This window comes from Salinivibrio costicola subsp. alcaliphilus, assembly GCF_001996185.1.
GTDB classification, from domain to species: domain Bacteria; phylum Pseudomonadota; class Gammaproteobacteria; order Enterobacterales; family Vibrionaceae; genus Salinivibrio; species Salinivibrio costicola.
This window is the reverse complement of record NZ_MUFR01000176.1, coordinates 1-335: the sequence shown is the minus strand read 5'-3', so window position 1 is coordinate 335 and position 335 is coordinate 1. Positions and strand designations below refer to the sequence as shown.

1 rRNA gene is annotated in these 335 nt (G+C 51.0%); it reads left to right on the top strand.

From position 1 onward, the window contains the following. A 16S ribosomal RNA gene (locus BZJ21_RS15760) occupies positions 1-335 on the top strand; the annotation flags it as partial.

The window sequence follows — 335 nt, the reverse complement described above, 5'->3', positions numbered from 1 at the left end:
AATTGAAGAGTTTGATCATGGCTCAGATTGAACGCTGGCGGCAGGCCTAACACATGCAAGTCGAGCGGAAACGGCAGTATTGAAGCTTCGGTGGATTTATTGGACGTCGAGCGGCGGACGGGTGAGTAACGGCTGGGAACCTGCCCTGACGAGGGGGATAACCGTTGGAAACGACGGCTAATACCGCATAATGTCTTAGTTCATTACGAGCTGGGACCAAAGGTGGCCTCTACATATAAGCTATCGCGTTGGGATGGGCCCAGTTAGGATTAGCTAGTTGGTAAGGTAATGGCTTACCAAGGCAACGATCCTTAGCTGGTTTGAGAGGATGATCA